Source organism: Tenacibaculum sp. MAR_2009_124, assembly GCF_900105455.1.
Taxonomy (GTDB): domain Bacteria; phylum Bacteroidota; class Bacteroidia; order Flavobacteriales; family Flavobacteriaceae; genus Polaribacter.
Map to the genome: position 1 here is coordinate 768,146 of NZ_FNSF01000001.1, position 25,535 is coordinate 793,680.

23 protein-coding genes are annotated in these 25,535 nt (G+C 31.7%); 7 read left to right on the forward strand and 16 right to left on the reverse strand.

The genetic code is table 11. The annotated features are described in order from the left end of the window. Window positions 1–58: 58 nt before the first annotated feature. From BLW23_RS02515 to tpx, 4 genes are read right to left on the reverse strand one after another with little or no spacing between them, the layout of a single operon-like run. Window positions 59–763: an outer membrane lipoprotein periplasmic chaperone LolA1 gene (locus BLW23_RS02515; protein ID WP_255362715.1), complete on the reverse strand. Its 705-nt coding sequence runs from the start codon at window positions 761–763 to the stop codon at window positions 59–61. Next, complete coding sequence (locus tag BLW23_RS02520; RefSeq protein ID WP_093667664.1) at window positions 747–3,209, reverse strand: FtsK/SpoIIIE family DNA translocase; 2,463 nt, start codon at window positions 3,207–3,209, stop codon at window positions 747–749. The genes BLW23_RS02515 and BLW23_RS02520 overlap by 17 nt, the downstream gene beginning before the upstream one ends. Before the next feature lie 28 nt (window positions 3,210–3,237). After that, on the reverse strand, window positions 3,238–3,618 hold the full coding sequence (locus tag BLW23_RS02525; RefSeq protein ID WP_093667665.1) for a diacylglycerol kinase family protein: 381 nt from the start codon (window positions 3,616–3,618) through the stop codon (window positions 3,238–3,240). Window positions 3,619–3,624: 6 nt separating this feature from the next. Then, on the reverse strand, window positions 3,625–4,122 hold the full coding sequence (gene tpx, locus BLW23_RS02530; RefSeq protein ID WP_093667666.1) for a thiol peroxidase: 498 nt from the start codon (window positions 4,120–4,122) through the stop codon (window positions 3,625–3,627). 117 nt (window positions 4,123–4,239) lie between these two features. Here tpx and BLW23_RS02535 point away from each other — a divergent pair, with 117 nt between their 5' ends. Both BLW23_RS02535 and BLW23_RS02540 read left to right on the forward strand, forming a co-directional pair. Beyond that, the gene (locus BLW23_RS02535; protein ID WP_176829735.1) at window positions 4,240–5,628 is read left to right on the forward strand and encodes an MATE family efflux transporter; all 1,389 of its coding nucleotides are present in this window, start codon (window positions 4,240–4,242) and stop codon (window positions 5,626–5,628) included. Next, a complete protein-coding gene (locus tag BLW23_RS02540) occupies window positions 5,615–5,839 on the forward strand; it encodes a hypothetical protein (protein WP_093667667.1) in 225 nt (74 codons plus the stop codon). The genes BLW23_RS02535 and BLW23_RS02540 overlap by 14 nt, the downstream gene beginning before the upstream one ends. Before the next feature lie 34 nt (window positions 5,840–5,873). Here BLW23_RS02540 and BLW23_RS02545 read toward each other — a convergent pair whose 3' ends face one another. From BLW23_RS02545 to htpG, 3 genes are all read right to left on the reverse strand, one after another. Then, complete coding sequence (locus tag BLW23_RS02545; protein WP_143032088.1) at window positions 5,874–6,353, reverse strand: hypothetical protein; 480 nt, start codon at window positions 6,351–6,353, stop codon at window positions 5,874–5,876. A 16-nt stretch (window positions 6,354–6,369) separates the two neighbouring features. Further along, entirely contained in the window at window positions 6,370–7,329 is a 960-nt protein-coding gene (locus BLW23_RS02550; RefSeq protein WP_093667669.1) for an OmpA family protein, read from the reverse strand. A 145-nt stretch (window positions 7,330–7,474) separates the two neighbouring features. Then, entirely contained in the window at window positions 7,475–9,385 is a 1,911-nt protein-coding gene (gene htpG / locus BLW23_RS02555) for a molecular chaperone HtpG (RefSeq protein WP_093667670.1), read from the reverse strand. A 187-nt stretch (window positions 9,386–9,572) separates the two neighbouring features. Between htpG and BLW23_RS02560 the strand changes: the two genes are divergently transcribed. Continuing rightward, the gene (locus BLW23_RS02560; protein ID WP_093667671.1) at window positions 9,573–10,580 is read left to right on the forward strand and encodes a 3-oxoacyl-ACP synthase III family protein; all 1,008 of its coding nucleotides are present in this window, start codon (window positions 9,573–9,575) and stop codon (window positions 10,578–10,580) included. A 61-nt stretch (window positions 10,581–10,641) separates the two neighbouring features. On the opposite strand, the gene BLW23_RS02565 is transcribed toward BLW23_RS02560, so the two are convergent. Together BLW23_RS02565 and BLW23_RS02570 are read right to left on the reverse strand one after the other, a co-directional pair. Then, a complete protein-coding gene (locus BLW23_RS02565; RefSeq protein WP_093667672.1) occupies window positions 10,642–13,032 on the reverse strand; it encodes a TonB-dependent receptor in 2,391 nt (796 codons plus the stop codon). Between the two features lie 182 nt (window positions 13,033–13,214). After that, the gene (locus BLW23_RS02570; RefSeq protein ID WP_093667673.1) at window positions 13,215–15,608 is read right to left on the reverse strand and encodes a TonB-dependent receptor domain-containing protein; all 2,394 of its coding nucleotides are present in this window, start codon (window positions 15,606–15,608) and stop codon (window positions 13,215–13,217) included. Window positions 15,609–15,701: 93 nt separating this feature from the next. Between BLW23_RS02570 and BLW23_RS02575 the strand changes: the two genes are divergently transcribed. After that, the gene (locus tag BLW23_RS02575) at window positions 15,702–16,067 is read left to right on the forward strand and encodes a CoA-binding protein (protein ID WP_093667674.1); all 366 of its coding nucleotides are present in this window, start codon (window positions 15,702–15,704) and stop codon (window positions 16,065–16,067) included. Between the two features lie 4 nt (window positions 16,068–16,071). Then, window positions 16,072–16,407 (forward strand): hypothetical protein, encoded by a 336-nt coding sequence (locus BLW23_RS02580; RefSeq protein ID WP_093667675.1) that lies wholly within the window; start codon window positions 16,072–16,074, stop codon window positions 16,405–16,407. A 47-nt stretch (window positions 16,408–16,454) separates the two neighbouring features. On the opposite strand, the gene BLW23_RS02585 is transcribed toward BLW23_RS02580, so the two are convergent. Genes BLW23_RS02585 through pyrR form a run of 5 tightly spaced genes read right to left on the reverse strand, consistent with a single transcriptional unit; the run spans window position 16,455 to window position 19,604 of the window. Further along, on the reverse strand, window positions 16,455–17,396 hold the full coding sequence (locus tag BLW23_RS02585) for a ribonuclease Z (protein WP_093667676.1): 942 nt from the start codon (window positions 17,394–17,396) through the stop codon (window positions 16,455–16,457). Next, complete coding sequence (locus BLW23_RS02590) at window positions 17,397–17,720, reverse strand: T9SS type A sorting domain-containing protein (protein ID WP_093667677.1); 324 nt, start codon at window positions 17,718–17,720, stop codon at window positions 17,397–17,399. 37 nt (window positions 17,721–17,757) lie between these two features. Further along, the gene (locus BLW23_RS02595) at window positions 17,758–18,090 is read right to left on the reverse strand and encodes a hypothetical protein (protein ID WP_093667678.1); all 333 of its coding nucleotides are present in this window, start codon (window positions 18,088–18,090) and stop codon (window positions 17,758–17,760) included. Between the two features lie 2 nt (window positions 18,091–18,092). Continuing rightward, window positions 18,093–19,025, reverse strand: a complete 933-nt coding sequence (locus BLW23_RS02600) for an aspartate carbamoyltransferase catalytic subunit (protein WP_093667679.1) — start codon at window positions 19,023–19,025, stop codon at window positions 18,093–18,095. Between the two features lie 27 nt (window positions 19,026–19,052). Continuing rightward, window positions 19,053–19,604, reverse strand: a complete 552-nt coding sequence (gene pyrR / locus BLW23_RS02605; protein ID WP_093667680.1) for a bifunctional pyr operon transcriptional regulator/uracil phosphoribosyltransferase PyrR — start codon at window positions 19,602–19,604, stop codon at window positions 19,053–19,055. 146 nt (window positions 19,605–19,750) lie between these two features. Here pyrR and BLW23_RS02610 point away from each other — a divergent pair, with 146 nt between their 5' ends. Next, a complete protein-coding gene (locus BLW23_RS02610; protein ID WP_093667681.1) occupies window positions 19,751–21,643 on the forward strand; it encodes a SulP family inorganic anion transporter in 1,893 nt (630 codons plus the stop codon). 104 nt (window positions 21,644–21,747) lie between these two features. Here BLW23_RS02610 and BLW23_RS02615 read toward each other — a convergent pair whose 3' ends face one another. Continuing rightward, window positions 21,748–22,689: a hydrogen peroxide-inducible genes activator gene (locus BLW23_RS02615; protein WP_093667682.1), complete on the reverse strand. Its 942-nt coding sequence runs from the start codon at window positions 22,687–22,689 to the stop codon at window positions 21,748–21,750. Between the two features lie 116 nt (window positions 22,690–22,805). Between BLW23_RS02615 and BLW23_RS02620 the strand changes: the two genes are divergently transcribed. Next, on the forward strand, window positions 22,806–23,276 hold the full coding sequence (locus BLW23_RS02620; protein ID WP_093667683.1) for a Dps family protein: 471 nt from the start codon (window positions 22,806–22,808) through the stop codon (window positions 23,274–23,276). A gap of 64 nt (window positions 23,277–23,340) precedes the next feature. On the opposite strand, the gene BLW23_RS02625 is transcribed toward BLW23_RS02620, so the two are convergent. Next, window positions 23,341–25,389 (reverse strand): thioredoxin domain-containing protein, encoded by a 2,049-nt coding sequence (locus tag BLW23_RS02625; RefSeq protein WP_176829736.1) that lies wholly within the window; start codon window positions 25,387–25,389, stop codon window positions 23,341–23,343. Between the last annotated feature and the right edge of the window lie 146 nt (window positions 25,390–25,535).

Below are 25,535 nucleotides of genomic sequence, written 5' to 3' on the forward strand. Positions count from 1 at the left end.
TATATAAAACTATAAAACTTTTGTTAATAAGTATTAATTATAACAAAAGTTTTACAAATTAATCTATCAGGTATCCGAGATTAGAGTATTTATCACGATTTAGTGAAAATGATTTCTCAGAAATTGGTTGATCTTTTTTGAACTTAGTGATCGTAAAAGTGGTTTCAGCGCCATTTGATCCAATTTGAATCAACTCGTATATATGCTTGGTTTTCGCATCAACTCCCAATTTAACTTTAACAATATCAGAATTACTATCGATAGGGGTTAAATCTACATATTGAATTTTTCGACCTTTATTATTCTCTAATTTACCAATAGTGTAATTATATCCATCTTTATAAAAGGTTAATAATTTTGAGGGATAGATAAAACCATCTTCTTCCTCCAAATCACCTCTTGATATGCTAATTTCTTTATCTTCATGATTTATTACTGCCAGTTCTTTTCCATCAAAAAGGAAACTGTTTCCTAAGTACTCTAAGCTATATTTATCAGCAGAAATAACAATATTACCTCTTATAGGAGGATCATTGGTAATACCTGCTTCTCGATTAACTAAAGTTGAATTAAATCCAATAACCATATTTTTGTAGGCTCCCATTTTAGATGAAACTTCATCAAGTAGTTCTTTTGCTTCGTTCGAAGAATTCTGAGCTAATGTGTTAAAGCTTATAAGAATTCCCATTAAAAATAAACTGATATACTTCATTCGTCCTATATTTTCTGTTTGCATGTATTTTATTCTAATTATTTTTTTCATTATCCAATAATTGTTCCAAAGCAATGAAATCTGGTACTAAAACTTGACGAGCTTTACTTCCTTCAAAAGGACCAACAATTCCAGCAGCTTCAAGTTGATCAATTAAACGTCCCGCTCTGTTATATCCAAGTTTTAATTTTCTTTGTAATAAAGAGGCTGAACCTTGTTGTGCTGTAACAATAACTTCAGCAGCTTCTTTGAACAATTTATCTCGATTTGCAATATCTATATCAACATTTGTGCCACCTTCTTCACCTACATATTCTGGAAGCAAGTGAGCTTCGGCGTAAGCTCTCTGAGAACCAATAAAATCTGTTATTTTTTCTACTTCGGGAGTGTCTACAAAAGCACACTGAATACGTGTTAAATCATTTCCTCCAGAATACAACATATCTCCACGACCAATTAATTGGTCAGCACCAGGAGCATCTAAAATTGTTCTACTGTCTATCTTAGAAGTAACTCTAAAGGCTATTCTTGACGGGAAATTTGCCTTAATAATACCGGTAATAACGTTCACAGAAGGTCGTTGAGTGGCTACAATTAGGTGAATTCCAATTGCACGTGCTAATTGAGCTAAACGAGCAATAGGTGTTTCTACTTCTTTTCCTGCAGTCATAATCAAATCAGCAAATTCATCAATAACCAATACAATGTAGGGTAAAAACTGATGCCCGTTTTCAGGATTTAATTTACGAGCTTTGAATTTGGCGTTGTATTCTTTAATGTTACGAACCATCGCATCTTTTAGCAAGTCGTAACGAGCATCCATTTCAATACAAAGAGAGTTTAGTGTATTAACAACCTTTGTTGTATCGGTAATAATGGCTTCTCCATCGTCGGGAAGTTTGGCTAAGTAATGACGCTCAATTTTATTGAATAAAGTCAATTCTACTTTTTTAGGATCTACCAGCACGAACTTAACTTCTGCGGGATGTTTTTTATATAATAACGAAGTCAAAATAGTATTTAATCCAACCGATTTACCTTGTCCAGTAGCTCCTGCCATAAGTAAGTGCGGCATTTTAGCTAAATCAGTTACAAAAGTTTCGTTGGATATGGTTTTACCCATTGCAATTGGCAATTCCATAGGAGATTCCTGAAATTTCTTTGATGAAATTACCGAATGCATAGAAACTATGGTTGCCTTTTTATTAGGTACTTCAATACCAATGGTTCCTTTACCAGGAATAGGGGCAATAATACGAATGCCTAAAGCAGCTAAAGATAAAGCGATATCATCTTCTAAGTTTTTAATTTTAGAGATTCTAACACCTGCTTCTGGAACTATTTCATACAATGTAATAGTAGGTCCAACGGTTGCTTTAATTTGGGCAATACCAATTTTATAGTTTTTTAAAGTTTCTACAATTTGATTTTTATTCGCTTCTAGTTCCGTAGGATCAACAGAAATACTTTCGTTATATTCTTTTAAAAGATTGAAGGTTGGAAAACGATAATTACTCAACTCTAGCTTAGGGTCAAATTCTCCAAAATCTTTTAATAATTTGTCTGATAAATTTTCAGTGACACTTTTTTCTTCCGCAATTTTTTCGATGGCTACTTCTACTTCCTTAATGGTGTCCTCTGAAACTTTGAGTTCTGGTTCATTTTGAGAAGAAGTGGTATCCAGATTAACTTCAGTGGAATCATTATTTTGCTCGTCATCCTTTTGAACTACTTCGGAATGATTTTTTATAGTTGGAGTCAAGTTTTCAACAGATAATTCAAAATCTGATTTTGAATCATTCTCAATGTTTATGTTTTTAGACTCGGGTGTTATGGTAGGGGTGTCAGAAGTTTGAAGATCTTCCTCATTATTTATACGTTCTTGTTCTTTCTCTTTTTTCTTCGCTTCTAAATTTTCAACAATAGCATCTGGATCGATACTAAAACGAATAATTAAATAGGAAATGAAAAAGAATAACAGTAAAATGATAAGGCCAGTTTTACCAATAAAAGTTTGTAAATATTCATTGAGTTCGAAACCAATAATACCTGATAATATCGCGTATTTAGTGTTAACAAATCCTAAAGAAATTGAAGCCCATAGCATTCCGAGTAATCCCCAGTTCCATGAAGTAATAATTTTTTTTAAGTTCGATTGTAATAAAATCCTCGCTCCTGTAAAGAACAATACTATGTTCAAAATGAATGTACCTAATCCAAAACCTTTAAAAACTAATACATTGCTGAGTTTTGCTCCAATTTTCCCTAATAAATTACCCGTCGGAATACTTCTATCGGAGAATTGATTTAGGGCACTTTGGTCTTGTTGCCAAGTGTAAAAAAAAGAAACAAAGGCAACTGTCATAAAGATAGAAAACAGTATTAGAAAAGCTCCAAAAATGGTTTTATTTTGTCTATTTTCCACAAAAGACTTTACTTTTGAAATAGTCGAAATGGATTTTTGATCTTTCTTAACAGATGTTTTCTTTTTTGCCATAAATAAAAATTAACCAGTATTTAAAACGCTAAAATATAGCGATAATTTTAGGGATGTAAATAATACCTGCAATAATCAAAGAGAAGAAAGCTGCAAAAGCCGGAGCTCCGGCAGCTATATCTTTAATAAAACCTATTTTTTTGTCATAATTTGGATGTATGAAGTCGGCTACTTTTTCAATGGCTGTATTTAGTGCCTCAGCAACTAATACCAATGCAATAACTACTATTTGAGCCATCCATTCGTTTGCTGAAATGGAAAAATAAAACCCCATTATAGTAACGAGAATAGCGAAAAAAGCTTGTACTTTAATGCTATCTTCTGTTGTAAGAAGCAACCACATGCCTTTTACGGCAAATTTTACACTGCGTAGTCGACCTCTAACAAATCCTAGTTTATGATCTTTCATAAAAGATTAAAGAGCATTCAAAGCTTTTACATAATTAGGCTCGTCAACTATTTCATCAACTTGTTCAGTATATACTACATTTCCTTTTTCATCGATTACAACGATGCAACGAGAATGAAGACCTTTTAAAGGCCCAGTAGTAATTTCTAAACCATATTCTTTACCGAAGTTACCATCTCTGAAGTCAGATAACATAATCACGTTTTCAATGCCTTCAGCCCCGCAAAATCTGCCTTGAGCAAAAGGTAAATCTTTTGATATACAAACAACTTTGGTGTTATTAAGTTCTGAAGCTTTTTTATTAAATTCTCTTACTGATGCAGCACAAGTTCCTGTGTCTACACTAGGAAAGATATTTAATACAAGTTTAGTGCCTGTAAAATCACTTAACTTCTTGTCCGAAAGGTCAGAAGCAGTTAGTGTAAATTCAGGTGCTTTTTCGTTTAAATTTGGTAGGTTTCCAACAGTTTCAATTGGGTTTCCTTTTAAGTTAATAGTTGCCATTTTTTCATTTTAAATAGAATTCAAAGGTAGTTAAATAATTTAAAAAAATGAATCGAATCAAACATTATCAGATGTAAAAAGAAGTATCTTCGTAGTCAGAAAATTAAGGATATTAAGTTGAGTTTAGGGGAGTATACTAGGGAGTTTAAATACAATTGGAAATTGGCGGCTCCTGTAATGTTAGGAATGCTTGGGCATACGTTTGTAAGTTTTATTGACAATATAATGGTTGGGCAGTTGGGGACTGCTGAATTAGCGGCAGTTTCTTTGGGAAATAGTTTTATTTTCATAGCAATGTCTTTAGGAATTGGGTTTTCAACGGCGATTACGCCATTAACGGCAGAAGCTGATTCTTCTAATAATTTAAAAGATGTTAAATCGACGTTTAAACATGGAGTTGTTTTATGTTTTGGAATGGGGTTAATAATGTTTTTAGGAGTTTATTTTGCAAAACCATTATTGTATTATATGGATCAACCAGAAGAGGTTGTTACCTTGTCATTACCATACTTGGATTTGGTCGCATTTTCTTTAATTCCAATGATTACTTTTCAGGGATTAAAACAATTTAGTGATGGTATGTCTATGACTAAATATCCGATGTATGCAACTTTATTGGCGAATATTTTAAATGTAATTTTTAACTACTTACTTATTTTTGGGAAGTTTGGGTTTCCTGCTATGGGTATTGTAGGTGCGGCTTATGGTACCTTATTGTCGAGAGCTGTTATGGTAGTTTTTTTATGGTGGGTTTTAACTAGAAAAGAACGAACAAAGCAGCTTGTTACTAAAATTAAGTATTTTGTTTTGGAAACGAGTATGATTAAAAAGATTATTAGCTTAGGAGCTCCGAGTGCAATGCAAATGTTGTTTGAAGTAGCCATTTTTACAGCGGCAATTTGGTTAAGCGGTCTGTTAGGTAAAAACCCACAAGCAGCAAATCAAATAGCACTTAACTTATCATCAATGACGTTTATGGTAGCTACAGGACTTGGAGTAACTTCAATGATTAGAGTAGGGAACCAAAAAGGACTAAGAAACTATAAAGAACTGAGAAGAATCGCCTTTTCAATATTTTTAATGGGAACCATGTTAGCGGTTCTTTTTTGTGGTTTGTTTTTTATTTTTCATAAGTATTTACCGCATTTATATATAGATTTAAGCGATGCAGATAATTATGCCGATAATATGGAAGTGTTAAAAATAGCTTCTCAGTTGTTAATAGCGGCTGCATTTTTCCAAATTAGTGATAGCATTCAGGTCATGGTTTTGGGAGCACTTAGAGGGTTGCAGGATGTAGTAATTCCTACAATTATAACACTTATTTCTTATTGGGTTATTGGTTTTCCAATTAGCTTTTATTTCGGAAGTAAGGAAATGTATGGTAGTTTTGGAATTTGGCTAGGATTACTTGCCGGGCTAACATCAGCTTCAATTCTACTATATTTGCGCTTTAATTATTTAACATTAAAATTGATTAAAACAAAACATAATGAATTTACCTAAGTTTTTATTAGCAGATAATAGTAATCATCCTGACGATATATTTGTATTGCATACTGAGTATCCAAGATTTTTAATCAATTTAAAAGATGATGAAGTAGAATGGTTTGAAGATGTATCGAGTGAAAATGAGCAAGATTTGGCCAATGAGTTGGAAAACTTAATAGAGTTGGCTGGAGTGTTTTACGACGAAGAAATGAAAGAATACGAATAAAAAAAAGTGCTGGTTTTAACCAGCATTTTTTTTATTATTCTTTTTTTTGTAAAAGCTGTGTCGCCTGACCTTTCCAATTGTCTCTTGCAATTCTACCAGGGAAAAATTGAATCAAATCTGTTACTGTTTCAATTTCATCTTTTGATAATTTACTAATTTGTTTGTAATTGTAAATGCCAATACTGTTTAGTTTTTTCTCGATAAAACTTCCTATTCCATTTATTTTTGTAAGATCATCCTTATTGTTTTCGTCGGCTGTACCAATATTATCAAATTTAAGTTTTTTAGGGTGTTTGATTTCGATACCACCTCGTTCAACGGTTTTTTTCGCCCGTATTGTAGATTGCATTTCTGTCCGTAATTCAGTAATGGTTTCTTTACTTTCTTCAATTTGGTGTTCATACTTGTTTTTGTAATAGTACCAAGAAAATAAATAGCCGATTAAAAACGAGCCAAACATCCAGAAAAAGAGTCCGAGAAGGTGATAGGATTTTTCTGCTAAAAAGAGTGCCATATTCAAGGGATTAATGTTAGTTGATTAGTATTTCAATTCTTTTATTTTTTATATTATTTGATTTATATCCTTCTAAAGGCGAGGTGTCTCCTTTAGAACTTGTTTTTAGTTTTGATTTCGGAATTCCATTTTTAATAAGGTAATCAGCTAATTGGGTGGCTAATTTTAGTCCAATTGCCTTACTAGTCTCCTCATTTCTTGTTTTATTTGAATGGCCAATAATATTGACCATTTTATTTGGGTTGTTTGCTAAGTAATTTTTTAATTCAAATGCATAGGATAATAGGTTTTTGTCAGGTCTTAAAGTATTTCTACTAAAAGTGTTTTGAATTGTTTTTGTTTGAATATACTTATCAAGTGTTTTCCTTTTCTCAGCGGAAATTTCTGAATAGAAAACAGTTATTCCTTCTGCATAGAAGCCATCATTATCATAACTGTAAGTAACTAGTGAATCTTTTATATTAAGTCTGTTTGGATTTATTCCATATTTTGTGAGTCTGTTCTTTATATATATTGCTCTAGACTCTCCAAAAGACGTTTTATTGGATAAGAATTCATTTGGTAAGTAATGACCAACAATAATTATTTCTTTTGAAGGATTATTATTTAAGAAATTAAAAATGGAATCTTTGAAATATGAGAAGTTTTGAGGAAATAAAACTCGGGTATGTGCAGCGTTGGTAATAAATTTATGTTTGAATTTAAGATGTGTTGCCTTCCGTTGTCCTTTGCTGGATTTAACTTCTTTTTCAATACGTTCCTCTGAAATGGTAGGTTTCGAAGTTACTTCTTCTGGTTGTTTTAAAGGCTCAGAAGATTTTGCAGGTTCTTCATTTTTCTTTTTTGAAATGCTTTTTGTTACAATTTCATCAGTTGGCGTAGTGGTGTCTTCATAACGAAAATTATGACTCTGAACAAGAAGAGCTACGGTTGCCCAACACAAAAAAACGAGAAAAGCTTTTAAAAAGTTTCTCATAGGTAAGGGGTAATTGATTTTGTTTCTGCATTAAAAGTATAAAAATCTTTTTATTAATCAAATTATGTAGTATGATAAGCGCCATAAAATGAAAAAGCTTACCCCAATATGAGGTAAGCTTTTAAATTATAAAGTTTTATAAGTTTTATTTTATCAAATCATAACTTCTCTTAATGAAGTTGGTTAACTCTTCACCGTGTAACAAGTTTTGAGATAATTTTGCTAAATCAAAAGCTTGAGAAATTAGTTCTTTCTGCTTGTCTTCAGCTGCGTTTAAAATATCAGTAACTAATTGGTGATTTGTATTGACTACTAAATTATACATTTCAGGTAAATTACCCATTCCCATCATACCACCACCAGTAGCACTCATTTCTTTCATTCTTCTCATAAATTCAGGAACAGTAATTAAGAAAGGAGAAGCACTCGAATCCATCGATTCTAATTGAACGGTATATGATTCTTTTGGTACAGAACCTTCAATAATTGGCTTTAGTTTATCCTTTTCTTCGTCAGATAATTTAGATATAACAGTATCGTCTGTCTTAATTAAATTATCAACGTGATCTGAGTCAACACGAGTAAACTGAACCTTAGTATCTCCCCCTGAAGTTTCAAGTTTTTGCATTAAATGAGAAACAATAGGAGAGTCTAATATCACTACTTCATACCCTTTAGCCTTTGCAGACTCAATATAGGCATGTTGAGCATCTTTATTTGAAGCATAAAGAATAATGTGATTTCCGTCTTTATCTGTTTGAGTATCTTTCGTTTTTTCAACTAATTCATCAAAAGTAAAGTACTCATTATTTACGGTTGGATATAAGGCGAATTTTTTCGCTTTATCGAAAAACTTGTCTTCAGATAACATACCATACTCAATGATAACCTTTATATCATTCCATTTCTTTTCGAAATCTTCTCGATCCTTTTTGAATAAAGAACTTAATTTATCAGCAACTTTCTTTGTAATGTATCCTGATATTTTCTTAACGGCTCCATCGGCTTGCAAGTATGAACGCGATACATTTAAAGGAATATCTGGCGAATCAATAACACCTTTAAGCATTTGTAAAAAGTCAGGAACAATTCCTTCCACATTATCAGTTACAAAAACTTGATTTTGATACAACTGAATTTTATCTTTCTGCATATCTAAGTTCTGACTTAGTTTAGGGAAGAATAAAATACCTGTTAAATTAAATGGATAATCAACATTTAAGTGAATATGGAAAAGAGATTCCTCAAACTGCGTTGGATATAATTCACGATAGAAGTTGGTATAATCATCAGCTTCTAAATCCGCAGGTTTTTTAGTCCAAGCAGGATCTGTATTGTTAATAATATCGTCAACTTCAATTTGCTTATGTGGCTCCGTTGTTTCTTTTCCTTCCTCATCAGTAATTGTTTGAGGAGTAAAGTCTGGGTCATTAACTTTCTTAGTACCAAATTTGATAGGTACTTGGTTGAATCTGTTATATTTAGTTAGGAGTCCTCTTATTTTGCCTTCCTCTAAAAACTCTACAGAATCTTCAGCGATGTGTAAAATAATTTCTGTTCCACGATCAGATTTATCATGCTCTACTAAAGTATATTCAGGAGAACCATCACAAGTCCAATGAGCAGCTGTTTCTTCCTTAAATGATTTGGTAATGATTTCAACTTTATCCGCAACCATAAAGGCAGAATAAAATCCTAATCCGAAGTGACCAATTACACCAGTTTCATTTTTATCGTCTTTATATTTTTCTAAGAACTCTTCAGCACCTGAAAAAGCAATTTGATTGATATATTTTTCAACCTCTTCGGCAGACATACCCAAGCCTTGGTCAACAATACGTAAGGTTTTGTTTTCCTTGTCTATGTTAATTTCAATCTTAGGCGCCCCATAGTCAACTTGCGCTTCCCCAATAGAAATTAAATGTTTTAGCTTTGTAGTAGCATCTGTAGCATTAGAAATAAGTTCGCGTAAAAAGATTTCATGATCAGAATACAAGAACTTTTTAATCAGAGGAAAAATGTTTTCTACCGATACATTAATATTTCCTTTACTCATAATTTATATATTTTATTTGATATTATTTTCTCACACAATGATTGTCAAAAAAAGTACCAAAACTAAATAAATGACAATATGACATGTAATTAAGTCAAAAGGTTTCTTAAATTGTTTTAAAAATTATAAATTGCTATTTTTGATAGTCAAAAATTTGCATACAAGTAAAAAAATAACATAAAAAATTATGTATAGTTCAAAAATTACAGGATTGGGGTATTATGTACCCGACAACGTGGTAACCAATGATGATTTAACTCAGTGGATGGAGACAAGTGATGAATGGATTCAAGAGCGAACTGGAATTAAAGAACGTCGTTGGATTGATCCCAAAACTGGGGAGAATACTTCTTCAATGGGGGCTAAGGCCGCCGAAATAGCCATTGAAAGAGCTGGTTTAACAAAAGATGATATTGACTTTATAGTATTTGCGACTTTAAGCCCCGATATGTACTTTCCTGGAGGAGGAGTGCGCGTTCAAGATATGTTAGGAATGCCAACTATTGGAGCTTTGGATGTAAGAAATCAATGTTCTGGCTTTATTTACTCTTTATCAGTAGCGGATCAATTTATTAAGACAGGAATGTATAAGAATATTTTGGTTATTGGTTCTGAAAATCATTCTGGAGGGTTGGAAAGATCCACTAGAGGAAGAGGTGTAACTGTAATTTTTGGCGATGGGGCAGGAGCTGCTGTTTTATCTCGATGTGAGGAGGAAGGAAAGGGAATTTTATCATCTCATTTACATTCTGAAGGAAAGCATGCAAAAGAGTTAGCTTTAGAAGGGCCATCTACAGGTAGATGGGTTCCTGAAATTATGGAAAGTAATGATCCTGAAGATGTTTCTTATTATCCTTATATGAATGGTCAGTTTGTTTTTAAACATGCCGTTGTTAGATTTTCTGAAGCTATTGTTGAAGGACTTCAAGCGAATAATTTACAGAAAGAAGACATTGATATGTTGATTCCGCATCAGGCAAATTTACGCATAGCGCAATTTATACAGAAAAAATTCCAGTTATCTGATGATAAGGTGTTTAATAATATTCAAAAGTATGGAAATACTACTGCAGCTTCGGTTATTATTGCTCTTACTGAAGCTTGGGAAAATGGAAAGGTGAATGATGGAGATTTAGTAGTACTAGCCGCTTTTGGTAGTGGATTCACTTGGGGATCTGTAGTGATACGTTGGTAAGAAAATATAAAAAAACTAATAAAAAACAACCCGAAGAAAACTATTTCTTCGGGTTGTTTTTTTAGAAGAGACCTCCCTGAGACTCACTATCATCTCGTTCTTTTCTCGATCTTGTTTTTCCTTTTGAACTTCCAAAAGCATAACTAAAACCTAGATAAACGCTGTCATTTTCTAGATCGTAACTACCATTTTGAGGAAATGGATTACCTGAAAAATATTGAAAATTCATACCATTGAAGATATCCGATCCTCGTAAGGAAATTTTACCTTTATCATCTAAAATACTTAAGCTTGCTCCAATATCAACTGTTGTATAAGGCTGTATTTCGAATTGAATATTTCTTTTTCTTCCTCTATGATTAATAATTAACTGAGCATTGAAATTATTATTTACTTTGAAGTTGTTTCTTAACACTGTTTTAAAATAAGTGTTTTTAACAGATTCCATTGAACCATTAATGATTCCCTCAGATTGCTGAATATAGGTTTCTATTGAAGGGAAAACATTCCACCATTTATAAATCTTATAGCTAGCAGAGAGTTCAGCTCCGTAATTATCTGCAAAATCATAATTGTCAAAAGACAAAATTTGGATGTCAGGGTTTACATCACTTTCTTGAACGGTTCTTCCAATTCGATTGGAAAGTCTTCTATAAAAAGTTCCGATTGTAATGTATCCTTTCGAAATTGTTTTTGTATAATTTATCTCAAGAGAATTGGTAAACTGTAGATTTAAATTTTGATTTCCTTGTGAGGTAGTTAATGGGGATACCCATTCTTGAATTGGTGTTACTTGAGAAAACGCAGGTCGTTCTACACGTCTACTATATGCAAGTTGAATATTATCCTTGTCTGATATAGAATATGATGCAAATATGGACGGATAGATATTAAATTCTTTATCGGAATAAGGAACATTCATTACTTGTTGTGTATTGGAGAATGATCCATGAACATTGTATTGTTCGAAACGCAAGCCAGCTTGTACTGATAGATTTTTAAATTCTTTATTTAAATTAAAATAAGCCGAATATATAAAACGATCATAATTAAAGTCAGTATTCCCTCTAGGGACAATAGTAATAGGAGAACCAACTTCTATTTCTTGATTAGTGTTTATACTATTATGCATTAATTGACTCCTATATTCAAGTCCTGTTTCAAGTTTTATGCTGTCAAAAATGTTTTTTTCAAAATCTAAATTAATAAGCCATGATCTTCGAGTATCATCTATATCATTGGAGTAGTCATAGAGTCTATTATTTGAGTCTTGTGGAAATCTATTTATTGATTCTTCAGGATTTTTATTAACGCTATAATTGGTCTCTAATTCAATACTTCCACCTTTTTCCAACTGATGTTTATAATCGATATTGTAAATTCTTTCGGAAGCGTTATAATTAGAAAGGTTGGGAGTATATAAGGTTTCATTATCAGACTTAAAAATGGCATCATTACTCAATGAGTTATCACTAAACGTTTGATAAGTATATATAGAAAAAGTATTTTTTTTATTCAAAAATATATCAGCACCCAATCTAAATGTATGATCATCATAATCATATAGAAAGTCGAAATCTTGTGTTAAAAATTTATCGACCCTTTCTAGACGCTGCACGGTTTTATATTTTCCAAAATAACTACTGTAATTTCCAAAGAAATTAATGGATCCAGTATTGTAATTTAAATCAATAGTACTATTTGGTCTAGTATATTTACTGTGTTCCAGTCCAACCATTATGGAGCCATTAAATCCAGAATTGGTGTTTTTTTTCAAGACAAAATTTATAATACCACTCATTCCTTCGGGATTATATTTAGCAGAAGGAGTCGTAATGATTTCAATTTGCTTTAATAGAGCAGAAGGAGTTTGCCTTAAAAGTTGAGTAGGGTTCATATTAGAGGGTTTCCCATTAATTAAAATTCTTACATTTTCATTCCCTCTTAAGCTAATGCTGCCAGATTGTACATCAACATCTACTGATGGAGCGTTTTGTAAAACCTGCAAGGCATTGGCTCCTGTTGCGGCAATATCTTTACCAACATTAATAATTTTTCGATCTATTTTTTGAACGATATAAGTTTCGTCATTTTTAACTGTAATACCATCAAGTACAATATTACTTTCTTTTAAATATAACTTTTTTAGTAATAGTTTAGGGGTTGCTTTTGATAAGCTAACGTTTTTAATTAACGGATCATATCCCATAAATTGAACATCCAATATATAGGTTCCAAGAGGAATTTTTTTCAAAGAAAATTTTCCAGCTTTATTTGATACCGATCCAGATATAATTTTTCCCTCTTCAGACTTAAGCGTTACACTTGCGAAGGGAATAGCGATTTGTTTTGATTGTTCATATACATAACCATGGATTTCGCCAAAGTTTTTCTTTTGAGCAACAAGTTTAAATACACAAAGACATAGAAATAGTAGTAATAGTCTTTTCATTTTAGGATAGCTAGTAAATAGTACACTTATTATAAATAGTATAGGAGATATTATTAATATCTTTTGTAGTATATAGCCGAATGATACATTCCTTTTTAATTAACAGAATGTAGTACAATAATAAAAAAAAAACTCCAGATAAATAAATATCTGGAGTTTTTCTGTACGAGTGTTACGTTTTACTACATAAAACCACCACCGCCTTGTTTTTCATTATCATCTCTTTTTCTTCTAGCTTTAGCACGGTTTTTACCTCCACCAAATCTATAGTTAAATCCAATATATGAAGTTCTACTTTCCCATTTAAATCTACCATTTTGGGTAAATGGATTTTCTGATTGAAATTGGAATCTCATCGTATTGAATATGTCATTGACTCTAAAAGTAATATTCCCTTTTCCTTTTAATACTGCATAACTAGCTCCTATATTAATCATTCTCATTGGAGCTACTTTCCATTGAATATCTTCAACTTCGCCTCTATACATGGCAAATAATTGGAAACGTAGGTTTTTCGTAGCTGTAAAGCTATTGCTAATTCTAGCGTTAAAAACTTCGTTTTGTACTTCTAGCCTTGGAGCATTTGGAATACTTAAGTCGGCGGTACCAAATTGCTTCTGAGAATAAAAATCCATACTAGCATTAGCTCTCCACCATTTGGCAATTTTATAACTAGCAGAAAGCTCAAGTCCGTAAGCATCTGTATCGTCAAAGTTTTGGAATGATAAGATTTGACGAACATCACTTGGGTCACTTGGATCTTTATAAGTAACTCTTGAAATTACATCGTTAACATTTCTATAAAAACTACCAAAAGTAATAGATCCTCCTTTTATTTTTCGGGTATAGTTAAACTCAATTGAATTCGTGAATTGAGGTAGCAAATCTGGATTACCAATGGAAGTAATAAGAGGAGTACTGAATTCTCTAATAGGGTTTACTTGTTGTATGTTAGGTCTATCAACTCTTTTACTATAGCTCAATTGAAATTGATTTTTTTCAGAAGGGTTATAAGTAAAGAAGGCAGATGGATATATAGTAAAAATGTCATCTGTCACTGTTTCACTAGGCAACGTTTCTTGATTAAAAGCTCCATCGATATTGTATTGTTCTAATCTAGCACCCAATTGCATGCTTAACTTACCAAATTGGTGTCCATAATTTACATATGCCGAATATATATTTCTGTCATATGAAAAAGATGAATTGTTAAACCCCGTTTGATTGGTGATGTTGGTGTTATCCGCATTATTTTCACGATACTCTAAACCTATTTCTAATTTACCATTTTCAGAAACTGGGTTGGTATAATCAAGGTTAATTAGTGTGTTCGATCGATTATTAAAAATATCATTAAAATAATTTAAAGAACCATCACTAGGGTTAATTAAGTCGTTGTTAAATAAGTCTTGTGGAGTATCATTTTTTGAGTAAGTAGCTTCAAACTCAATATTGTGACCTTTCTTTTCAAAATCACACTTATAGTTTATGTTATAGGTTTGATCTTTACTATCAGATAAATTTGAGTTAGGAGCGTGATTTATTATAACCCCATTATTATCGGTAACTTCAACTCGTCCATTAGCATTATTTTCGAACCAATTTTGAGTCGTATAAAATGATAATGTATTCTTATCGTTTAGATAAATATCCGCTCCAAATTTTACTAAATGAGACTCGTTGTCATTAACAAAAATAAAATCTTGGTAGTTCGTTCCTGATCTGTTTACAAAACCAAAGTTATAACGATCTCCTCCGTTGAATCCGTAATTACCGAAAAAGTTTACTTTTCCTGTTTTATAGTTCATGTTTGTTGAAGCATTATATCGAACGTAGTGTCCGGCTTCAATACCAGTATTTATAGAACCATTGAACCCCATATTCGCATTCTTATTCAAGATAATATTGATAATTCCACTCATCCCTTCTGGATTGTATTTAGCCGAAGGATTGGTAATTAACTCTACACTTTTAATAGATGAAGAAGGAAGTTGTTTTAATAGTTGAGATGCAGGTACATTTGTTGGTTTACCATCAACTAAAACTCTAACATTTTCATTTCCTCTTAAACTAATATCTCCAGTTTGACTATCAACACTAACAGATTGCACATTGTTTAATAATTCTGATGCAGTTGCTCCGGCAGAAGTAAGGTCTTTACCTACATTAATAACTTTTCTGTCAATTTTTTGAGTAACTGTAGAAGTTTCTGCTCGTACTTCAACTTCTTCTAGGGTTGTAGAATCTTCTTCTAGCTGTATAGTTTCTAGTTGAATGTTTTTATTTTTTTTACTAACAGTAATGGATTTAGTATACGTTTTATAGCCAATAAATTGAACTTCTAATATACTGTTTCCATTGGGAATGTTTTTTATAAGAAAGGCACCGTTTTCGTTTGTTATACCACCAGTTATTAATTTTTTGGCAGCATCTTTGATAATAATGTTTACATAAGGTAAAGGTTCTTTGGTCATTTTGTCAATAACCTTTCCCGAGAGAACTCCTGGTTTTGGTAAATCATTTCCGTAGGAGAATAAAGTCATAAAGGTTAAAAAAAATAGTAATAATTTTCTCATTTCGTAAGTTTTTGAATTGTCTTAATAATTAATAGACATTGGAAGCTGTACTTTTGTTACTAGAATACATTACTTTAACGTATAATTAACAATATGAAAAAAACGACACTAGTGATAGGTGCATCTTTAAATGAATCGAGATATTCGAACAAAGCGATTAGATTACTTGTTGAAAATGAAATCAATACCTTGGCTATCGGAATCAAGGAAGGAGAAGTTTCTGACGTTCATATTTGTGTAGAAAAAGAATTGTTTGAAAATATTGATACAGTAACTTTATACATTAATCCTATTATACAAAAAGGTTATTACGATTATATTTTGAGTTTAAAACCTGTTAGAGTTATTTTTAATCCAGGAACAGAGAATAATGAATTCATAGAGATTTTGAAATCAAATAATATCCTTGTGGAAGAAGCTTGTACTTTGGTGTTGTTATCCACTAATCAATATAATTAAGCTTATGTTAGATAGGAAGAACCTTAACTTAGGGTGTGTGGTGTACTCTTTAACTACGGATGGGGTAAAAGCTGAGTGGTTGTTTAGCGAGAATAATGAAATAGAACGAGGAGTAGGAAGCGCAAAAAGAGTAACTAAATTAATAAAGGAAAGAAAATTTGAAGGGGAATTCGATATAGTTTATATCGATTCAAATGGAGATAAATCCCCAAAACTTAGACTAAGCATCTCTTTTAAATCGGGATATTACTATGTAACGTGGAAGCATAAAGAATTAGTAACCGATATAGGTATAGGAATTGAAAGTGATAATAAGCTACTGGTAAGTTATAAAAAGTAAAAAAGGTGTCTTTTAGTTTAAGTGAATCTAGGTTTTATCCTAAAAATTTAATTTAGGATTTCAAAAGGGAAGGAGTCTATAGAATAACGTTTTCCGGCTTCAGCAAGTTCTACTTTACTAAATATTGTTTCGGCTTCCTTTTTAAACTCTGAAATATCTTTATATCTACTAGAATAATGGCCAATGATAAGTTTTCCGACATTTGCCTGATCAGCAATAGAAGCTGCTTGTTCGGCAGTGGAATGCTTTGTTTTTTCACACAAGTCCTCTCTGTCCTTTAAAAACGTAGCTTCATGATACAAAACATCTACATCTTTTATAATCGGAATAATATCTGGTTTATAAGAAGTATCGCTACAAAAAGCAAAACTCTTTGGAGCTTCAGGCTCCAATGTTAATTGGTCATTAGAAATAATTTCACCAGTTGAAAGTTTAAAGTCTTTTCCCGACTTTAAATTGTTATAGTCGCACTTTTCGATTTCATCATATTGTTTAATTTTTTCAATATGAAGTCGTTTAGGTTTTGGTTTTTCAGTAAATAAAAACCCGTTGGTATAAACTCTGTGATCTAAAGGTATTGTTTTAACAATAACCTTTTCATCTTCAAAAATAACTTCGCTTTCTTTAGAGTGTAATTCATGGAAAACAACATCATATTTCGTCCATGATTTTGAAAGTTTTAATTGTAATACAGTAACTTCTTTAATTCCTTTTGGTCCGTAAATATGAAGAGGTTTTTCTCTGTTTAGAATACCAAAAGTAGATATGAGACCTATTAATCCAAAAAAATGATCACCGTGTAGGTGGGATATGAAAATGTGGTTTATTTTAGAAAAACCAACTTTATATTTTCGCATTTGTCTTTGAGTGCCTTCTCCGCAATCAATTAAGAAATGTCGGTTATTAATTTCCAAATATTGAGAAGTTGGAAAGGCATTTGCACGAGGTGTAGCTGAATGGCACCCCAAAATAGTAAGGTTTAAATCCATTTATTTAATAACGAATCTTTTTGATACTATTTCTTTACTTGTTTGAATCGAGTAAATGTACATTCCTGAATTTAAATCATTACGTCTAAAAGGAATACTGTTTTTCCCTTTTTCAGCTTTTATTTCTTTCGCCAAAATTGTTTTTCCTAAAATATTTTTGACTGTTAAAATAACGGGTTGATATTTGTCAGATTGAAAAGAAATTTTTGTTTCAAAATTAAATGGGTTTGGGTGAGTTCCCAAACTTTTAAGAGATCGAGTTTCCTGAGCGTATATAATCGCTGAAAAGGAAAATAATATAAAGAACAGTAATTTTTTTATCATATGTAATTCATTAGGGGGTGATGAATAAATTAATAGGTTAAAAACCTAAATCTCGTTGAATATCCTCCATCTCAATTACATCTTCTGCTTCAATTAAGGTTGGAACTATATTAAAGTTCTCAGGAAAATTATCAACTTCCACACCCTTATTAATAACTACAAAAGACATGCCATTTTCTTTTTGGATATCAGCATATTTCAAAAATAGCAAAATATTTTGTTCAGTGAAATTATTTTTAGAAGAAATTTCTAAAACAATATGAGAATCTTTGAGGTTTTCATATTTCTTCTCGAAATTGTTTAAGAATATTTCAAAAGAAGTTTCTTCTGAGCTAAGGAATTTATACTGATCCTTTTGAATTACTTTCATGCCTATCTCTTAATTTGTTGAGCTAACAAATATATTACAGCCATTCTAACTGCAACCCCATTTTCTACTTGATTCAATATAATAGATTGATCACTGTCGGCAACATCGCTGGTCAATTCTACGCCTCTATTTATCGGACCAGGGTGCATAATAACAATGTCTTTACCAATATTATCTAACAGTTGCTTGTTAATCCCAAACAGCTGAGTATATTCTCTTGTTGAAGGAAAATATTTAATAGCCATTCTTTCATGCTGAACACGCAATACGTTGGCAACATCACACCACTCTAATGCTTTTTTGAGATTCGTTTCAACTTCTACGCCTAAACTAGTAATATATTTAGGAATTAAAGTAGTAGGTCCACAAACTTTCACCTTTGCACCTTGTAATTGAAGCGCAAAAATATTCGAAAGAGCTACACGTGAATGTAATACATCTCCTACTATAAGTATTTTCTTTCCTTTCAAGTTACTATTAAGGGCTTCGCGCATTGAAAAACTATCGAGTAATGCCTGTGTCGGATGCTCATGTGTTCCATCTCCGGCATTTACTATTTTGGCATCAACATGTTTTGAAAGGAAAATTCCAGCACCAACATTTGAGTGACGCATTACAACAATATCAACTTTCATTGAAAGTATATTGTTTACTGTATCAATTAATGTTTCTCCTTTTTTTACAGAGGATTGCCCAGCGGAAAAATTAATAACATCTGCCGATAACCTCTTTTCTGCAAGTTCAAAAGATAGTTTTGTACGTGTACTATTTTCAAAAAATAAATTCGCAATAGTAATATCACGTAACGAAGGAACCTTTTTAATAGGTCTATTAATAACTTCTTTAAAATGAGAGGCAGTTTCAAAAATAAGTTCTAAATCTGTTTGATTCAAATACTTAATGCCTAATAAATGTTCTACACTTAACTGCTTCATTCTTAAGGTAATTTTTTAATCATCATGTTAATCAAGCTTTTGCTTGGTTTCAATATAAATAGCGTCTTTTTCGTGGGTTTCTTTCCAATGAACAGCAACTTTCTCTTCATTAATGGCATCTACCTGTCTACCTCTGTAATTAGGTTGTATTGGTAAATGACGACTAAACCTTCTATCTATTAGAACCAAAAGTTCAATACTTTCAGGTCTTCCATAAGATTGAATTGCGGTTAAAGCCGAACGAACGCTTCTACCTGAATATAAAACATCATCAATAAATACAACATTTTTACCTTCAATAAGAAAGTCTATTTGAGTTGATGTTGCCTCTAAAGGTTCGTCTCTTCTTCTAAAATCATCTCTATAAAAGGTTATATCCAATAACCCCAATTGTAAATCGGTAATTGAATAATCATTCTTTAATAATTCAGCCAAACGCTTTGCTAAAAATGTACCTCTCGGTTGTAAACCGATAAGAACGGTATTAGAAAAATCGTTGTGGTTTTCGATTAACTGACACGCTAATCGATGCAGAATGATTTCAATTTCTTTTGAAGTAAGTAGTGTTTTTCTGCTCATTGTTGCTACCAAATTTGTTTGATAGTTTCAACGTTCAAAATTACTACAAAAAAATAGTGTAGCAAAATTAAAGTTAATTAAACATAAAAGTATATCAGTAAAATTATCTTTACATTTGCCAACTTTTAGAAAAGCCTCGTAACATTATGATGAAATACATTAAAAATAAGAAGATTAAGATAAAGGATGACTCCTTAGCTGGGATTACAGTTTCTTTAGCAATGATCCCAGAAGTAGTTGCTTTTGCCTTTGTAGCACAAATCAGTCCAATAGTAGCACTATTTGGAGCTTTTGTTGTTGGGATAATTTCGGCAATTTTCGGTGGAAGACCTGGTCTTATTTCAGGAGCGGCTGGTGCAGTTGCAGTTATTTTCGTGCATATGATTCAAGAAGGTCATGCAAAAGGGCTTCTATTTGATAACCCTGTTGAAAATATGGGATATTTTTATTTACTGGCTGCTGTTGTATTAATGGGGATAATTCAGGTGTTAGCAGGAGTCTTTAAATTAGGAAAGTTTGTTCGTTTAATTCCTCATCCTGTTATGATGGGATTTGTTAATGGATTAGCGATCGTAATTTTTATGGCCCAATTAGGAATGTTTAAAGAGAATTCTAAAGATATTTTTGGGCAAAATCAAAGAAAAACAACGAACAAAGAATTGGTGTATAAGGTAGAAGGAACAGCGGTAAAAGACATCGCTTCTGACAATACTATTTTCACAATAAAAGACAAGTCCGTTTTTAATAATACTACAAATAAAGAGACGTTTTTGGTGTCGGAAGGCCAAGTTTTTGATATAAACACAAAAAAAGTTGTATTTAATGTAGGTGATGAAGGGTTTTATTCAGTAAAAGATGAAGGTGTTGTTAAATCGGCCATGACAGGAACGAAGCTGTATATAATGATCGGATTGGTATTATTAACAATGTTAATTGTATGGGGTTTACCAAAATTAACAACCAAAGTACCTGCGGCGTTAACAGCAATTTTAATCATTACATTTATTGTTATTTTTGGAGGAATCGAATCAATTAATGTAGGTGACTTTATCCGTGATGGAGGAGGTGCAGGATTAAATGGTTTTGATGAGTTATCTAAAAAATTGAATTTGGGGGATTTATGGGGTAATTTACCTTTCAACTTAGATACGTTGAAGTTTATTGCGCCATATTCATTTTTAGCAGCTTCTGTTGGATTAATAGAGACTTTAATGACAATGAATTTAGTTGATGAGTTAACTGATTCTCGTGGTAACGGAAATAAAGAATGTGTTGCACAAGGAGCTGGAAATATTGTAAGCGGTTTGTTTGGAGGAACAGGAGGTTGTGGTATGATTGGACAAACTGTTATTAATATTAACGCAGGAGGTAGAGGTCGTTTATCTGGAGCAATGATGGCGGTAACACTCTTAATTTTTATTTTGTTTGCAGATAAGTATATTGAGCAAGTTCCTATTGCTGCTTTAGTCGGAGTAATGTTTATGATGGTAATCGAAACTTTTGCATGGTCTAGTTTTAGAATTATGAATAAAATACCCGTGTCTGATGCGGTGGTGTTAATAATTGTATCAGCGGTAACTGTTGTTTTTGATTTAGCAATTGCCGTATTCGTTGGAGTGATTATCTCTGCTTTAGTATTTGCATGGGAAAATGCAAAAAAGATTAGAGCAAGAAAGAGAATGAAAGCTGATGGTACTAAGGTTTACGAAATATGGGGACCTCTATTCTTCGGAAGCATTACTGCTTTTAACGAAAAGTTCGATATTAAAAACGATCCAGAAAATGTAGAAATTGATTTTGTAGAGTCTAGAGTTTCTGATCATTCAGCAATAGAAGCTATTTTTAATTTGGTTGAAAAATATGAAACTGTAGGAAAAAAGGTTACTCTTAAACACCTGAGTGAAGATTGTAAAGTGTTAATGTATAAGGCAAGTGAAAAGTTTCATACTATTATTGAAGAAGATATCGATGATCCTAGATATCACTTAGCTGAAAATCCAGAAAAATTCCCGAAAGCTTTATCGGAATATGAATTTTAATCGTAGTATTATACTTAAGGATTCAACTCTTGATTTTGAATACTTGGAAGGTTTTACTCTAAGATAGATAAATAAAAAATCCCGCCATAGCGGGATTTTTTATTTTATGCTTTATTTAATGGACTAACAATTTCAACATCGCTAAAGGCTATAGCACCTCTTACAACACTATCAATAGTACTTTTTAGAGCTTCTATAAGTTGCATTTTAAGTTGCGATTTATGATAGATCAAACTAACTTCTCTTGCTGGAGGAGGTGTTTCAAATTCTCTTAAATGTGCCTGATCTTTCTCGTTTAAATCTAAGGTATTTAAATAAGGAAGAAGAGTCATTCCTAATCCATCTTTAGAGAGTTTAATTAAGGTGTCAAAACTACCACTTTCTAGTTGAAAATGAATATTCTTACCCGTTTTAGGTGATCTACATATATTAAGAATACTATCCTTAAAGCAATGACCATCTTCTAGTAACAAAATATCTTCAACATTTAATTCATCTACCGTTATTTTATTTTTTTGATATAATTTGTGTTCCTCAGGAATCAATCCAACAAATGGTTCATAATACAAAACACGCTCTTTAATAGCTTCATTTTCTAAAGGAGTCGCTGCAATAGCGGCGTCAATATAACCATCGGTTAATTTTCTAACGATTTCTTCGGTAGTAAGCTCTTCAATAATTAATTGCACTTTTGGATAGTTTTTATTGAAGGTCTTTAAAAACATAGGTAAAAGTGTAGGCATAATAGTTGGTATAATACCTAACTTAAACTCACCTCCAATGTATCCTTTTTGTTGGTGAACAATATCAACAATTCTGTTGCTTTCATCAACAATTACTTTGGCTTGTTCCACAATACGTTTTCCTACTTCCGTAAGTTCTATTGGTTTTTTTGATCTATTAAAAATTTTGGCATCTAATTCTTCTTCAAGTTTTTGTATCTGCATACTCAACGTAGGTTGTGTAACAAAACAATTTTCAGCTGCCACAGTGAAGTTTTTATACTCTGCAACAGCTAAGGTATATTTCAATTGAGTAATAGTCATTTCTATAATATTTTTTGATAAAGATATTAAAACAATCAATATAATTTATATTAAAAACATGTTAATTTGGGGTACTTTTGGTATAGAAAAACTAGTAAGCATAAAATCAATAGAATATGGCAATTTCAATTTTAGGATTAGATAAAAATAAAACGGAAGTATTAGTAAAAGAGTTAAATATTTTACTTGCAAATTTTCAAGTATACTATCAAAATGCAAGAGGTCTTCATTGGAATATTAAAGGGAAAAACTTCTTTGAATTACATTTAAAATTTGAAGAATTTTATACAGATGCGCAGGAAAAAGTAGATTTGATTGCAGAAAGAATTTTAACCTTACAAGGTACTCCTTTGCATACTTTTAAAGAGTACGAGGCGTTAGCTTCAGTTCCTGTAGGTAAAGATATCTCTAATGATGAGCAGGCTGTTAAATTGATCGTAGATTCTTTAGCAGAATTATTAAAAATAGAACGCGTAATTCTAGAGTTATCAGGTGAAGCAGACGATGAAGGAACAAATTCAATGATGAGCGACTTTATTTCTGAACAAGAGAAAACATTATGGATGATGAATGCTTGGTTAGGTTAAGCTCAAATCCATATTTTTAGGGGGAAGCAAAGAGGTAACATATATTCGTTGCCTCTTTTTGTTTTTATAAGTTATACGATTTATGATTAATCATTTTTATAGCCTTTTCAACTGAGGTGACAGGAAGCTTACAAAATCCTTTTTCACAAACATAAATATAGGTTGCTCCTTCAACATATTTATGTTTAAAAAGGGGTAACTCATCTGGTAAGTTTTCCTTGTTAAAATAGATCAAAGTATTTGGTAAATAAGTATTTTGAAACTTCCAAGATTTATTTTCTGCTTCAATTCCGACAACAACAATTTCTTTAATAGGAAACAATTCCTGCAAGTGAAGGTTTCCCCATTTTAAATAATTAGAGAAATTTTCTTTTAAATAGGGAGATATAGTCATTATCATTCTAGTAAATCTATCGTTATATGCTTTATTTCCATATATAATACTGAGTTGTTTTAGATTTTCGGCCATCACAGAATTAGGAGAAGGGAGCACTCCATCACTAAGTTTTACGATAGGAGATACTAAATCGGATTTTCGAGCATAAGTAAACATGTTATTTTTACCATCTCCAAAGTTTTCTACTACTATTTTAGTAAGATTGGAAGACCTCGTAGCATAAGTCGATTTACCTGTAATACTATAAAGCTTTAAATTGGCAGAAATATAGTAGGCATAATCGTCTAAAAAACCTTCTCTTTTTACAGCATTTTTATTAAATAAATGTTGTAATTTTCCGTTTGTAAAAGCTTCTGTATGTATAATCTCGGCTAAAGATTCTGCCATATTCAAGTAATTTTTGTCCCCTAATGCCTTATAAGCATCTAAAAAACCACTAATAAGTAGAGAATTCCAAGAAGTAATTTTTTTTATGTCTTTATGTGGTTGAATTCTTTGTTTTCTTTTATTTAAAAGAAGATCGATAGATTTCATTTCTTCCCTAGAAAAGCTTGTTTCGATGGGGTTTTTGGATACGACATAGCTGCTATCATTATTTTCTTGAGGAATGAGTTTATAACTGCTAATAAACGAAGTGTACTTTTTACCAAGTGTTTTTTTAAGTTCATCTTTAGTCCAAACATAATATGCCCCTTCTTTCCCTTCATTATCAGCATCAATTGAGGAAATATAACCTCCATTAGAGCTTTGCATATTTACTTCTAAGAATTGAATGGTTTTCTCTATAATATGTTTGTATTTCTGATCCTTGTATTTCATATAAGCATCGGCATAAGTACTTAAGATTTGTGCATTGGTATAGAGCATTTTTTCAAAATGAGGAAGTTGCCATTTATGATCAGTACTATACCTAAAAAAACCACCCTGTAAATGATCAAAAATACCGCCTTGATACATTTTATCAAGAGTCGTTTTAACTTGTTTAGAAACATCAGTGTCTTTCATTAAATACGCATAGTTCATTAAGAACTTTAAATTACCCGGTTTGATAAACTTTTCTTTGGTTATTTCTTGTCCATAAATGGTGTCCCAAGAAGGTTTCCATAAAGTCATTTTATCAATAAAATCTTGTTTTGAAAACTTTGGGATATCAGTATTTATTTCGATTAAATTACTTGCTGTAAGTCCTTCTGATAACTTCTTTGCATAGGAAGTTAACTCTTCAGGTTTGTTTTTGTGTAGTTCTAAAATTTTTTGAAGAACTGAATTCCATTGTTTTTTGGTATGGTAAGTTCCTCCGTAAATAGGCTTACCGTTTGGTAGTAAAATAACATTTAAAGGCCATCCACCTTTTCCAGTCATGAGTTGCAAAGCACTCATGTATAAATGATCAATATCAGGTCGTTCTTCTCTATCCACTTTTATGTTGACAAAATGATCATTCATAACGTTTGCCGTTTTTTGATCCTCAAATGTTTCCTTTTCCATCACATGACACCAGTGACAAGAGGAAAAACCAATACTTAAAACTATTAATTTGTTGTTTTCTTTGGCAAAATTTAAACTGCTATCATTCCAAGTGTTCCAAAAAACGGGATCGTCTGAGTGTTTTTTTAAATAAGGACTTAATTCATTGGTTAAAGTATTTTTGGTATTAGTGAAAGTACTAGTGTTTTTAGCTTTTTTTGAGCAGTTAACAATAAGTAAAACATTCATTAATAATAGAAATGAAAAGACTTTTGAAAAAGCGAAGTGCGTCATAGTGAACGAAAATATAAAAAATGATGTGATACTTAAAATGCTTAGTAGTTAAAAAGGGTTTTTGAATTAAATTAATCGTACAATTTGGTTTTTTGTCGAGT